The 13060-nt window shown below is 59.3% G+C and carries 12 protein-coding genes and 2 pseudogenes; 4 read left to right on the forward strand and 10 right to left on the reverse strand.

Annotation, left to right across the window (positions count from 1 at the left end):
* Nucleotides 1-111: 111 nt before the first annotated feature.
* A complete protein-coding gene (locus WGT02_RS11855; RefSeq protein WP_208250375.1) occupies nucleotides 112-996 on the reverse strand; it encodes an alpha/beta hydrolase in 885 nt (294 codons plus the stop codon).
* Nucleotides 997-1213: 217 nt separating this feature from the next.
* On the opposite strand from WGT02_RS11855, the gene parE reads away from it, so the two are divergent.
* Nucleotides 1214-3286 (forward strand): DNA topoisomerase IV subunit B, encoded by a 2073-nt coding sequence (gene parE, locus WGT02_RS11860; RefSeq protein WP_208250374.1) that lies wholly within the window; start codon nucleotides 1214-1216, stop codon nucleotides 3284-3286.
* Nucleotides 3287-3291: 5 nt separating this feature from the next.
* Here parE and WGT02_RS11865 read toward each other — a convergent pair whose 3' ends face one another.
* Nucleotides 3292-3747 carry an OsmC family protein gene (locus tag WGT02_RS11865; RefSeq protein WP_024314817.1) on the reverse strand — a complete coding sequence of 152 codons (456 nt, stop codon included), beginning with the start codon at nucleotides 3745-3747 and terminating at the stop codon, nucleotides 3292-3294.
* Between the two features lie 4 nt (nucleotides 3748-3751).
* Nucleotides 3752-4369, reverse strand: coding sequence for a GntR family transcriptional regulator (locus WGT02_RS11870; RefSeq protein WP_208250373.1), 618 nt, complete (start codon nucleotides 4367-4369; stop codon nucleotides 3752-3754).
* A 204-nt stretch (nucleotides 4370-4573) separates the two neighbouring features.
* On the opposite strand from WGT02_RS11870, the gene WGT02_RS11875 reads away from it, so the two are divergent.
* Nucleotides 4574-5752: an AI-2E family transporter gene (locus WGT02_RS11875; protein WP_024314815.1), complete on the forward strand. Its 1179-nt coding sequence runs from the start codon at nucleotides 4574-4576 to the stop codon at nucleotides 5750-5752.
* On the opposite strand, the pseudogene WGT02_RS11880 reads toward WGT02_RS11875, so the two are convergent.
* The 4 genes and pseudogenes from WGT02_RS11880 to WGT02_RS11895 form a co-directional block, all read right to left on the reverse strand.
* Nucleotides 5753-6070, reverse strand: a pseudogene (locus tag WGT02_RS11880) (GNAT family N-acetyltransferase); the annotation flags it as partial.
* Between the two features lie 106 nt (nucleotides 6071-6176).
* Entirely contained in the window at nucleotides 6177-7016 is an 840-nt protein-coding gene (gene istB / locus WGT02_RS11885) for an IS21-like element helper ATPase IstB (protein ID WP_208245483.1), read from the reverse strand.
* On the reverse strand, nucleotides 7013-8497 hold the full coding sequence (gene istA / locus WGT02_RS11890; RefSeq protein ID WP_208244988.1) for an IS21 family transposase: 1485 nt from the start codon (nucleotides 8495-8497) through the stop codon (nucleotides 7013-7015). The genes istB and istA overlap by 4 nt, the downstream gene beginning before the upstream one ends.
* Before the next feature lie 213 nt (nucleotides 8498-8710).
* A pseudogene (locus WGT02_RS11895) lies at nucleotides 8711-8857 on the reverse strand (GNAT family N-acetyltransferase); the annotation flags it as partial.
* 117 nt (nucleotides 8858-8974) lie between these two features.
* Here WGT02_RS11895 and WGT02_RS11900 point away from each other — a divergent pair.
* Complete coding sequence (locus WGT02_RS11900; RefSeq protein WP_024314813.1) at nucleotides 8975-9385, forward strand: hypothetical protein; 411 nt, start codon at nucleotides 8975-8977, stop codon at nucleotides 9383-9385.
* On the opposite strand, the gene WGT02_RS11905 is transcribed toward WGT02_RS11900, so the two are convergent.
* The 3 genes from WGT02_RS11905 to WGT02_RS11915 form a co-directional block, all read right to left on the reverse strand.
* Nucleotides 9382-10554 (reverse strand): DUF2336 domain-containing protein, encoded by a 1173-nt coding sequence (locus WGT02_RS11905; RefSeq protein WP_208250372.1) that lies wholly within the window; start codon nucleotides 10552-10554, stop codon nucleotides 9382-9384. The two genes, WGT02_RS11900 and WGT02_RS11905, sit on opposite strands and share 4 nt — an antisense overlap.
* Before the next feature lie 85 nt (nucleotides 10555-10639).
* Nucleotides 10640-11236, reverse strand: a complete 597-nt coding sequence (locus WGT02_RS11910) for a flavin reductase family protein (protein ID WP_208250371.1) — start codon at nucleotides 11234-11236, stop codon at nucleotides 10640-10642.
* Nucleotides 11236-11820, reverse strand: coding sequence for a nitroreductase (locus tag WGT02_RS11915; protein ID WP_024314811.1), 585 nt, complete (start codon nucleotides 11818-11820; stop codon nucleotides 11236-11238). The genes WGT02_RS11910 and WGT02_RS11915 overlap by 1 nt, the downstream gene beginning before the upstream one ends.
* 113 nt (nucleotides 11821-11933) lie before the next feature.
* Here WGT02_RS11915 and WGT02_RS11920 point away from each other — a divergent pair, with 113 nt between their 5' ends.
* A complete protein-coding gene (locus tag WGT02_RS11920; RefSeq protein WP_208250370.1) occupies nucleotides 11934-13025 on the forward strand; it encodes a hypothetical protein in 1092 nt (363 codons plus the stop codon).
* Nucleotides 13026-13060: the final 35 nt, after the last annotated feature.

A 13060-nucleotide genomic window follows, 5' to 3' on the forward strand; every position in this document is an offset into this window, starting at 1 on the left:
AAATAACGGCTTTTTGTCGCGCAAATGCTTAGAATTTTGGGCCGATGTTGCTGAAAATCATAGACCGGAGCGCCATGCACGCCATCTGGCCTTCTGTCCTCCTAGCGATCGTCAGGAGCCCAATAGCCAGTTCAGCGTACGGCGCCAATCGATCATCCGGATTGGCGTTCCGTGGTTGCCGGTCTGGTAGAGCGTGAAATGCGTAGGGTAGCCCGTCTTCAGCAGCTTTTCGAACAGCGTCTGCTGGTCGGTCGCCGCATAGATCGGATCGCGGCTGCCATGGGCGAACCAAAGCGGCAGCTTGGCCTTGAAGAAGGAGCTCTTGGCAAAATCCGGATCGGCAACGCCGCTCAGGATCACCATCCCCTTGAGGCGCTTCACGCTGTCCGGATCGCGGCTCACGCCCCAGCAGAGCTGGCTGCCCATCGACGCACAGGTCAGGATGATCGGCTTGCCGGGCGATTGTTTGGAAACGTAACGGATCAGACCCTCAATCGCAGCCACTCCATCGCTGTCGAAGCCTTTGACCGACGGCGAGTAGTAGACGCCGCCGTTGCCGGCCACCAGGTTCTTAAGGCGATTGAAGTTTCCGCCGAAGCTATAGTCGTTGGCGCCGAGACGCCGGTCGCCGTTGCGTCCGTGAATGAAGATGACCGCAAATGCGGCTCCCGAGCTTTGTCCCACCCGGGTGACATCGAGCCTTTGGGCACCAAGCTGCAACGTCTCGTCCGACTGCTGCTTTCTGATGCCGAGAGACACATATTTTTGTTGCGCGCGTTTCTGCGGTATCTGATCGCGGCCGTTGATGTCGCGCATCTCGTCGTATTCGATGACGTCCAGCGCGCCTTTATCGCTTGTCTGCAGCACATTTTGTGTGGAAAAGAGATCGTCTTTGTAGGGCGGCAGCTTCTCAGCGGCCTGGCCGCTTGCTGACGCCGCTAGGAAAAAGGCCGCAATTGCGGCGATAATGGTGCAATGACTTGTGGACATTCGCATGCGCATGGTTCCCTGAGCCTTGTGACCGCTTGCCATTCCACGCCCGTCAACGCAAACCATTTCCTGAGAAAGTCCGCCAGATCGGGCGGCGTCGCGTAACAAGGCGCTTTCTGGCAGAATCTGCCTGATTCGCAAACGTGACATCAAATGCGGTGATTTTGGGTCAGGCTTGGCATAGGCCGCCTGCCCCCGACAGGATGAAGATCTGAACGGCCCCATGGACGATAGCAACGACCTCTTTTCCGGACTGCCCCTGACACCGAAGCAGGACGAGGCTCCAAAGCCTGCCGAGCCGCCAAAGGCTGCGCCCGCCGAGGCCGCTGCTCCGGCCTCGCGTCCGGCGCCCGTGAGCTCGACATCGGACGACTACGGCGCGTCCTCGATCCGCGTGCTCGAGGGACTCGAGCCCGTTCGCATGCGTCCGGGCATGTATATCGGCGGCACCGACGAAAAGGCGCTGCACCATCTGTTCGCCGAGGTCATCGACAACTCGATGGACGAAGCGGTCGCCGGCCACGCCAACTTCATCGAGGTCTATCTCGACCGCGAAGGCTATCTGACGGTCAGCGACAACGGACGCGGGATACCCGTCGAAAACCATCCGCAGGTTCCAGGCAAGTCGACGCTCGAAGTCATCATGACCAAGCTGCACGCCGGCGGCAAGTTCGACGGCAAGGCATACGAGACATCCGGCGGCCTACACGGCGTTGGCGTTTCTGTCGTCAACGCGCTTTCCGACGTGCTGGAAGTCGAGGTTGCGCGTAATCGGAAGCTGTATCGCCAGCGTTTCTCCCGAGGTTTGCCACAGGGCGAACTGGAGGAACTCGGCGACGTCCATAATCGTCGTGGCACGCGTGTCCGCTTTCACCCCGATCCGCAGATTTTTGGCGAGCACGCAAAGTTCGATGCGGGGCGCGTGTTCCGCATGGCTCGCTCCAAGGCTTACCTCTTTGGCGGCGTGGAAATCCGCTGGAGCTGCGAGGAAGGTGTGCTGCCGCAAGGCTCCGAGATACCTGACAAGGCGGTCTTCCACTTCCCCGGCGGTCTGAAGGATTACCTGCAGGCGACGATGGGCAAGGAATTCACCGTCACCCGCGAGATCTTCGCAGGCAAGACGGAGAAGACCAGCGGTCACGGCTCGCTAGAGTGGGCAATCACCTGGTACGGCGGCGATCCTCAGGTCCATTCCTACTGCAATACCATCCCGACGACCGAAGGCGGTACACACGAGGCAGGCCTGCGCATCGCGCTGACCAAGGGCCTGAAGAACTACGCTGATCTGACGCAGAACAAGCGCGCCGCCCAGATCACCACCGATGACGTGATGATCTCCGCAGTCGGCATGCTGTCGGTCTTCATTCGCGAGCCTGAATTCGTCGGCCAGACGAAGGACAAGCTTGCGACCGTCGAAGCCCAGCGCATCGTTGAAAACGCACTTCGCGACCCGTTCGACCACTATCTTGCCGACAATCCGAACGAAGCAGCCAAGCTGCTCGACTGGGTTATAGAGCGCGCGGAAGAGCGCCTGCGCCGTCGCAAGGAAAAGGAAGTCAACCGCAAGACGGCCGTGCGCAAGCTGCGTCTACCCGGCAAGCTTGCCGATTGCGCACAGAACACCGCCCAGGGTGCCGAACTCTTCATCGTCGAAGGTGACTCGGCAGGCGGCTCCGCCAAGCAGGCGCGTAACCGCGCCAACCAGGCCATCCTCCCACTGCGCGGCAAGATCCTCAACGTCGCAAGCGCCGGTCGCGAGAAGCTTGGCGCCAACCAGCAGCTCGCTGATCTCGTCCAGGCGCTTGGCTGCGGCACACGCTCGAAGTATCGCGAGGAAGACCTTCGCTACGAACGCATCATCGTGATGACCGACGCCGACGTCGACGGCGCTCACATTGCGTCGTTGCTGATCACGTTCTTCTATCAGGAGATGCCCGAGTTGGTCCGTGGCGGTCACCTCTTCCTTGCCGTGCCGCCGCTTTACAAGATCACCCAGGGCGCGAAGTCTGCCTACGCCCGCGATGACGCGCACCGGACCGAGTTGATGGAGACCGAGTTCAAGGGCAAGGCAAAAGTCGAAATCAGCCGATTCAAAGGTCTCGGCGAGATGCTGCCGGCGCAGCTCAAGGAAACCACAATGGACCCAAGCAAGCGCACGCTGTTGCGCGTGGTCATTGACGAGGTGGATTTCGAGGGTACGCGCACGGCGGTCGACGACCTGATGGGAACGAAGCCGGAAGCTCGCTTCCGGTTCATTCAGGATCGGGCTGCCTTTGCGGAAAACCTTGATATCTGAAACGGTTAGTCGAGATGCACTGTAATTTCCGTCTTCACGGAGTTGGCGAGGAAGCACAGTTCATGCGCCTCGTGATGTAGTCTCTGTTCGATCTCGCGGTTCGGCCTGTCGCCGGCATAGATGACCCGCGGACGAAGCTCTACGCGGCTAACCATTGTCTTGCCATCCACGGTTTCCATCAGGCCGGTCGCTGCATCGACATAGCTGTCGATCATGATGCGTTTCCTTGAAGCTAGCCAGAGGTAGAACAGCATGTGGCAGCTGGACAACGCCGCAACGTACGCCTCTTCCGGATCCACATTTTCAGTAAGCGCATAGGGCAACGGCACATTATGCGGCGAAGCGGAGGCAGCAACGGAAGCACCGCCATCGAAGTTCCATATATGTCCGCGGCTGTAGCGTCCGTCGATAAAGCTTGCCGCGCCCCGCTCCCACGCGACCTCTGCGGAAAACGTCGTCATCCTGTCATTCTCCTTCGCGCGTCAGGCGCGCTGTTGTCATCTGCAAATGGGCTGACAACGCCTGCAGCGCCGCGGCTTCGTCGCGACGTGCACAAGCTTCGATGATGGCGCAATGCTCGGCGTGGAGGTTGACGCGATCATCGGAGCCCTTCGGCTGTCTCAGATAGGCGCGGCGCGATTCACGTCGCAGTTCATCGATCATGAAAAGAAGGCGGGCATTGCCGCATCGCCCATAGAGCGTTCGATGAAAAGCGACATCCAGCTCTTCCAGGGTAGCAGGGTTCTCCTCTTCAACCAGATCTTCGTTGAGACGGTGCGCCTTACGCAGGTCGCTATCGCCGAGGATCGGCAGCGATCCTCGCAGCGCCATGTTCTCCAACGCCGCGCGGATCTCGGCGAGCTCACGTGCCTGCTCTTGCGTCAAACCGGCGACAGCAAGGCTTCGGTCTGGCCGCCGGTCGAGCAGGCCCGTGGCCAGCAGCTGATTAAGGGCTTGGCGCACCGGCTGGCGGCTCACGCCAAATCGCTCCGCCAGAAGCTCCTGCTTCAATACAGTACCCGGCAGCAGGTTGCCGCCTTCAATTTCGCGCCGAAGCGCCACCGTGATCACATTTGAATCCATGGATCCAAAGTAGCCGATCAAGCGGATTTTGACAATATTGTTGCAGGGTTCTGTCATATTGATTGAGGAGAGTGGGGTTAAGGAGCGTAGTATAATCGCTGCGGATCTCGGAAGCACCTGTTGGCAGCATTAACCGGTCATTGTGCTTGCGCCCGAGAGATACATGGCCCATATCCATAGTCAAAATAGGGGGAAAAGAGCGACGTGAGCCTTCCGAACAGCAATATCCAGCGAGAGTCGCGATGGCTCGGCCCTTCGGGTCCTGCGCGCACGCCATTAATTCCCTCGATCTCTGCGGCGCGCTGGCTGCTGGTCCTTGTTGTCGCGGCTGGCGTCTACTTCTTCTATGGCTTTGCCGTCCCGGTGCTTGCGGCGCTTGTCATCGGTTTTGCAAGCTGGCCGCTTTACCGCCGGCTGCTCGAGCGTGTCGGTGGAAACACCACGATCGCTGCCACCGTCGCCATTGTGCTGATCGTCACGTTCCTGGTCTTACCGATCGTCTTCGCTGTCACCTATACGACAGGCGAGGTGCGAGAGTGGGTGGCCTGGGCGGTCCATGCAAACAGGTCGGGTGCGCCGACACCGCAGTGGATCATCGCCCTGCCCTTTGCCGGCCCCTATCTCGACGAGTTATGGACCAAATATATCGGTAGCCCCGGCTCCATGGGTGAGGTGATCCAGGCTGTCAGCGGCGCCAACATCGGCAATATCTATCGGGCGATTCTGGCAGCAGGCGGCGGCGCCTTCCACCTGCTGCTGACGCTGCTCTTCATGCTGATTGCGCTGTTCTTCGTTTACCGCGATGGTTCCGCTTTCTCGCGGCAGATCGACATGCTTGGCGAGCGTATTCTCCCGAACCGCTGGGAGCGGATTTCGCGGGTCGTACCGGCAACCATCAGCTCGACTGTCATGGGCATGACGTTGATCGCGATCGGCGAAGGCATCGTGCTTGGCGTCGCCTATTGGATCGCCGGTGTCCCCTCGCCCGTGACGCTCGGCGTTCTCACCGGCATCATGGCCTTGATACCGGGCGGCGCGCCGCTCTCCTTTACGCTGGTGTCCGTCTATTTGCTGGCTAGTGGCTCGCACATTGCCGGCGTCGGTCTTTTTGTTTGGGGAACGGTCGAGCTGTTCATTGTCGACAAGACGTTGCGGCCGAAGCTCGTCGGCGGTCCGATTAAATTGCCATTCCTGCCCACGTTCTTCGGCCTCGTGGGCGGCGTGAAGACCATGGGCTTCCTCGGCCTCTTCATCGGGCCGGTCCTGATGGCCCTCATCGTCGCGATCTGGCGCGAGTGGATGCACGAGGTTCGCGATGCGGAAGCAGGCCCACAAGTCATGATCGACGAACAAGCCCCTCCGGGATCTCGCGCGGCTGAGTGATCAGGCGAGCCGCTTTTCCATGAACAGACTGAGCGGGTCCGGCAGGTAGCCGCCGAATGGTCCTATTTCGACATAGCCGTATTTGCGGTAGAGAGCGATTGCCTCCGGCTGGTAGATGCCGGTTTCGAGCCGAACGGCCCGCAGCTTCTTTTCGGCGGCGGCCGCTTCGAGCGCGTTCATCAGCTTGCTTGCCACCTTCAAGCCGCGCGCGGCCGGGTCAACGAACATGCGTTTGATCTCCGCCGTTCCGTCGCCAACCTCGACCAGCGCGCAGCAGCCGACGATAGCGCTGTCGTTGCGGGCGACAAAGAAGTTGACTATAGCGCGGCGATCTGGATGAGAGGCGCGCGACAATCTGGATGAGAATCCCGTGTGTCGCTGGCTGGGTGAGTTTATCTGTTTGATTGACGCTCGCAAGCGTCATTCATTGGTCTGATTGACGCTCCGCGACAATCTCGTTTGTGTTGTTGATTGTCGCGTAGGAGGACGGTCTTCCACGTTGGCGTTTTGCCTCCATGGCAGAGCGACGCCTGTAACTTTCGACGTTCATCTCGAAGATCGTTGCGTGATGAACAAGCCGGTCCACCGCGGCGAGCGTCATCGCCGGATCCGGGAATACACGGTTCCATTCTCCAAACGGCTGGTTTGCCGTAATCAGCATGGATTTACGCTCGTATCGCGCGGAGATCAGTTCAAACAGAACGCTTGTTTCGGCCTGATCCTTGGTGACGTAAGCAAGATCATCGAGAATGAGCAGATCGAATCTTTCGAGCTTGTTGATCGCGGATTCCAGTTGAAGTTCGCGGCGAGCGACCTGAAGCTTTTGAACAAGTTCCGTCGTGCGCGTGAAGAGAACCCGCCAACCATTTTCGACAAGTGCCAGCCCGATGGCGGCCGCCAAATGACTCTTGCCTCCGCCTGGTGGGCCGAACATCAGGACATTAGCGCCCTTAGCGATCCATGCGTCGCCAGCGGTGATCGCCATGACCTGGGCTTTCGAGATCATTGGCACGGCATCGAAGTCGAAGCTGTCAATGGTCTTGCCGGGCGGCAGTCTTGCCTCAGCGAGATGACGTTCAATCCTGCGCCGGTCTCGTTCCGAGAGCTCGTGCTCGGCGATGGCCGCAAGGAAGCGCGCTGCTGGCCAGCCTTCCTTGTCGGCCTGTTCAGCAAATTGCGGCCACAGAACTTTGATCGCTGGCAGGCGGAGTTCATTGAGCAGCAGGGAAAGGCGTGCGGCGTCGACGGAGCTGCTATTCTTCATGCTGCATCTCCCATCTCGTTCGATGCGAGCAGAACTTCGTAGCTGGAAAGAGGAGCCAGTTGGACGACGACACCGGGTATCGCGGCCGGATCGGGAGCGAACAGTGCGTTCAGGCGCTGCATGTTCGGCAGTTTACCGGCGTCGAGACTGAGCTGAAGTTGGTCGGCGAGTTCAGCCTCGCAGCCGCGGTCATGCGCAAGTGCGAGGAGCTCGACCATCAACTTACACGCCTGCTTCTCTGGCATCCGTTCAATCAAGAGGTCGAAGGTCTGCCGATACGATTGCCGTGGAAAGAGCTGATCGCGATAAACAAGGCCGAGCAGAGCCATGGGTTTGCGGCGCAGCGAATGAATGACATGCCGATAGTCGACGATCTGACTATGCTTGCCACTGGAGTGAGCGCGCCCTCGGGGCAGTGTCATCAATGGTGTTCCGCCGACAAACAGATCAAGGCGATCGTCGAAAAGGCGAATGCGCAGCGTGTGTCCGATCAGTCGGGAAGGAACTGTGTAGAAGACTTTACGCAGTGTGAAGCCCCCGGTGCGCGCGACACGCAGAACGATCTCCTCGAAATCGGTCGTTCGTCTTTCGGGCAAACGTTGCAGATGCGTTCGTTCCACATCGGTTCGCTTGCCCTTCAGCGCATTGCGACGGCCGATAATCTCATCGATGAAGCTGCGATAGCTGTCGAGGTCGTCGAAATCATTTGAACCTCGCATCAAGAGTGCGTCTTTAATCGCACTCTTGAGATGGCCATGGGAGCTTTCGATCGAGCCGTTCTCATGGGCGATACCCTTGTTGTTGCGCGTCGGCGTCATCAGGTAGTGCTCGCAGAGCTGCTCGTAGCGTTGCGTCAAATCCCGCTTTGCGTCGTTGTCGAGATTGCGGAAAGCAGCAGAGAGGCTATCCGTTCGGTGGTTCAATGGTGCCCCACCCACCGACCACAAAGCATTCTGCAAACCTTCCGCCAGGGCGACAAAGCTCTCTCCGCCCAAGATGACGTGCGCATGCTCAAAGCCGGACCAGACAAGACGAAAGTGATAAAGAAGATGATCAAGCGGCGCAGCGGCGACGCGAACGCCAATGCTGCCCATATCGGTGAAGTCGGATAGTCCAAGCCTGCCTGGCTCATGAACCTGCCGAAAGATAACCTCCTGTTCTTGGCCATGTATTGACCGCCATGCACTGATCCGCCTCTCCAGAGTCCGCCGAATTCCCTGTCCGAGTTCCGGATGACGCCGCAGCATCTCCTCGTAGAGGGCCACAGATCGAATACCTGGCGAGGACTTCAGGATCGGCACAACTTCGGCGTCGAAGATGTCGACGAGTGGATCGGGACGCCGCCGTTCACGGGCCGGCTTCTTTTGGGATGGTAGCCTGGCATCGCTATCAAGGCGGTAGGCTGTGGCAACGCTTATGGAGGATTTGGCGGCCGCAACAGTGACCGAATGCGTCTGACGCAACTTCATAAAAAGCCTCATTTGATGATCGTTTACATGGCGACCCGGCAATCGGTGCTCCTCTCAGGAATACACCTCGATACTGGGCCGGCCGCGATACACAAACGAGCCGAAAAATCTCGCCATCAGCGCTGCTGGAACTCCGGTCGGGCTACGCCCTCCCTACGTTCCAGCAGCGCTGACAGATTCTCATCTTGATTGACGCGCATTCTCATCCTGATTGTCGCGCCGCAAGTTGACAGTCGGCTTTTCCAACGTCGAGACATCGACGAGGTGGTTGCTCTCCGGCGGATAAAGCGACTGCGCGTAGATATCGGACATGTCGAGCAATCGGAGCACGCCTTCTTGGCGCGGTGGTTCAAGAGCAATCGTAATGGACACGGGATTTTCCTGTCTTGGGCGCGCTTCCCACGACGAAAAGTTAACGCTGGAGCGCCTTCATTCCGTTGGAATCACAGTCTCTAAGAGGCAGAGTTTCAATATTCACAAGGCGATATTATGCAAGCGGTATTGGTTGCAATGACCATCTTAGGGTGCAACGACTCGGTTACACAATGCAACTACATCGCCACGGTCGAGAAACAGTGGCAGACCATTGCGATGTGCGACGCCGACTCGGAAAGGCAGCTGAAGCACTTTACGAATGTAAGCTACCCGACAGCCATTGCCGTTTGCGAGCCACCGAAGCCTGCTACGCCCCCGGACGCACCAAAGGCTGTCGTAGAAAACAAGCCAAAACTGCCCGCACCAGCTGAAACGCAAGGTCGTTTGTCAGTTCTCGCTGACCGGGTGGCGGGCCAGGTACGTGCCCATTTACCATCCGGCAGCGATATGAAAACTGTGCTGGTTTCGCCCGTCCATTTCGTCTCGGGAAGCTATTCCTGGGTCGCGAAGCGGCTTCACCCCTAGGCTGCGGCGAGAGACGTTACCTGCGCGTACGCGCGCGCATGCTGCCGCTGCTCCGCAATGTGCAGCCTTTCGACCGTCTCGAGCAGTTCTTGGGCAGCACCGCGCGTTCCATGCCGACGGAACTTCTCAAGCAGCATGTCGCAGACGTCGCCGAGCATGGTGGCGGCAAGGTTTTTCGATGCCTCCCGCCACAGCAGCGTTGCTTCGACGAAGATCACGCTGATGTCGCGGGCAAGCCCGGCCGATTCGTAGAGGGCGCGCACTGCGTGCATGCGCCCGGTCGCGAGGATGGAGCGAACGCGTCGCTCGTCACAACCCGTAAGGCTGACAATTGCAGCCGCAAAGAACTCCACCTTGCCCGAGCAGAGGGCATGCATCAGGAAGGACGGCGTTAGGTGGCCGCTTACCCGCAAATGTTCGACAAGGTCTGAAATCTCGGGCGGCGTAAGGTCGCCTGCAATCGAGACGACGGCGGCTTCGTTGGCTTCCCGGCTGATCCGATGCAATCGGTTTGGATCGATCGTCGCCTGCGCCAATGGCAGATTGACGAGGGCGACCCTGACATGCTGCGTCAACAACTGGCGTGCGTGTGCCGGCAGGTCCCAACGAGCCAGCAATAGATTGCGGATTTCGCAATGGTGGCCGAGACGCTCGGCAATTCTCTTGAGCGAATAAGGTGCGATCACCGCCCCGTTGTTTTCGAGAAGGCACAGGACGGTCTCGTCTTCGCCGATTTCGGCAAGCGCGGCAGAAACCGACCGTGAGATCGTGCCACGCGCTGCAATCAGCATTCGCGTAACCTCGCTGCCGCTGGTCGCCAGATCCACAAGGTCGGCATCCGACAGCAAGGGCGAGCATGTGACGGCGTGGCACGCAATCTCCGGCTGGTCCGCTGCGAGCGAGAGAATAATGGCTCGCGGCGCGTTCGGCGACCACGAGATTGCTTCGGCAAGCGCCAGCCTCACTTTGGGGGATGGGTCGTCGAGCAGGAAAGTCAGGGCCATCTCGGCGGCTGCGCGTTCTGCTGCAGCCATCTCGGACTGCAGATAGGCTCTGCCCAGGGCATTGGCCGCGCGGGCCCTGTCTCCGGCCTTGGCGGTTTCCGCCCAACGAAGAAATGCTTCTACGATCACCCGTGTGCCCCATGCCCGAATGCGATTCTCTCGCATTCCAATCAGTGGAACTACGGTATGCGCAAAAAGTTTATGATTGGTTCACCATGTTTATTAAAGGCTTGGTCCGGGAGCCTCAAACCTACGGTCGGAACATTTCGAACACGTTGCTGTCTTCGCTGTAGTCCATGTAACCCATGCGCGCGACCGGCCTGGCGATCGTCATATCGAGGCGGCCATCGCGAATGATCGTTTCGTCGATGCGGATGCCGATGACCTGGCCGAAGACCATGACGTTCTCGGAATCCTCGCCGCTGAGTGACTTCGGCACAAGGGTCTCCGTTACCTTGCATTCGAGCACGGCAAAGGCTTCGGCGACATAGGGCGCATCTACAAGCTCGCCTTTCCTCGCAGTCAGGCCGGCAAGCGCAAACTCGTCGACACCGTAGTCGACGGCAGCCGATGAGGTATTCATCTTCTCGACCAGGTTCCGGCTCACGAAGTTGCAGGTGAACTCGCCCGTCTCGACTGCATTCCTCTGACTGTGCTTGCGGCCGGCGGAAGAAAACATCACGAGTTTCGGGCGGTCGGAAATCGCATTGAAGAAGGAGTACGGCGCGAGATTGATCGAGCCGTCCCTTCCCTTGCTGCCGATCCAGCCGATCGGGCGCGGCGCGACGATCGCCTTGAAGGGATCATGCGCCAGACCGTGCCGGTTCGCATCGGTGGTATAGAACATCAGTCCTCTCCGCCAAACCAGGTAACCGTCTCGGTCAACTCCGGACGTGGGCGCTCGACGGCAGGAAACGTCGTCGACCCCATGTGAATGAAGCCGGCGATCCTTTCGCCCGGCTTGACGCCGAGCAGCTCGTAGGCCCGCTCGTCGTAGGCGAACCATTCCGTCAGCCAGTTGGCGACCCATCCGTGGGCGTTGGCGGCAAAGATGATGTTGAGGCAGACTGCGCCGGCAGACATCAACTGCTCCCACTCGGGAATCTTCATATGCGGGCCGGACTTGCTGACGACGGCAACGACGACGGGAGCGCGGGTAAAGCGCGTCCGCTCCACCTGTATCATTTCGTCGGAAAGGTCTGGCTTGGCCTCGAGTGCGAGCTTCAGAAGCTCCTCGCTGATCCGGGCACGCTCTTCGCCGCGATAGACGATGAAGCGCCATGGCGCGAGCTTGCCGTGATCAGGCACGCGTGAGCCCAGGCGCAAAATCTCTTCGATCTCGGCCTTATCAGGCCCCGGCTCTGACATCTGGAATGCAGGAATAGAACGGCGCACGCCAAGATAGTCGATCAGCTTGATATCGGATTTCATGCGGGAGAGACTTCCATTTTCATGACAGCATTTGGGATGGGTCTTGAATTTGCCATCGCGTTGGTCTTGAAGTGGCCTCTGTGATTTCAGATGTCAATTGGTTCGTACGACACATGGTTGGCATTTCGCCATATGCACGCATAAGCCTGGCCTTCGCTTTCACTGCCCTGCTGCCTTTGGGCAGTCAGGCGCAGGAGGCCTTCCAGACCTTCAAGCAGATGGACACGACGGCGAAGATGCCGAAGCTGAACGCCTTCATTGCGCCGGGTACGGCGCCGCAGGGCACGAAGCTGCACGAGGTCGCCCTTGAGGCAAAGCTGACGGCCAATGGCGATGCGGTCCAGGACGGCCTTTCCTGGTATGTGTTTAGCCCCATGACGGGTTCCGACGGCAAGCTCCCGCTGATTGCATCGTCGCAGGGTGGCTCTGCGGACTTCCAGCTTGCGCCCGGAGATTATTTCGTCAACGTTTCCTTCGGTCGCGCCGGTGTTACCCGCAAACTGACGGTTCCCGAAGAGGGTAAGGTTGACAAGCAGACGATGGTGCTGGAGGCCGGGGGATTGCTGTTGAACGCCGTATCGGGCTCGGACGTCCGCATCCGGCCGGATCAGCTTAGCTTCTCGATCTACTCCGCCGAGGTGCGCGAAGACGGGGAGCGCGGTCTTGTCATGGCTGATGTGCCCCCCAACACCGTGGTTCGTCTGAATGCGGGGACGTACCATATCGTCTCCGAATACGGCGACACCAACGCTTCGATCCGCGCCGACATTCAAGTGGAAGCGGGCAAGCTCACAGAAGCAACGATCCAGCACAAAGCCGCGCAGATCACCTTCAAACTCGTGTCCGACGCTGGTGGAGAAGCGATTGCCGATACCGCCTGGTCGATCCTGACGGCTGCTGGCGACAGTGTCGGCGAGAGCGTCAGCGCCTTCCCGACCATGGTGCTTGCCGAAGGCGAATATTCAGCGGTTGCCCGAAACAAGGACAAGATCTACCAGCGCGATTTCAAGGTGGAGGCCGGCAAGAACACCGATGTCGAGGTCCTGATGAAGGACGTACAGCCCGAAGAGCCGACTGAGGCGGCAAAAACGGTGCAGGTTCAGCCGGATCAACAACCGCCGGCGGGTGACGCATCGTCCCGGACGCAGGCGCCATTGCCCTCTTATGATCAACTGCAGAGCGGCACCGGCGACGACGCGGACTAATCTGCTTCAACGTGTTGCGAACAAAGAAAACCGCC

Origin of the sequence: Rhizobium sp. T1470 (assembly GCF_042140505.1) — a bacterium.
Classification (GTDB): domain Bacteria; phylum Pseudomonadota; class Alphaproteobacteria; order Rhizobiales; family Rhizobiaceae; genus Rhizobium; species Rhizobium favelukesii.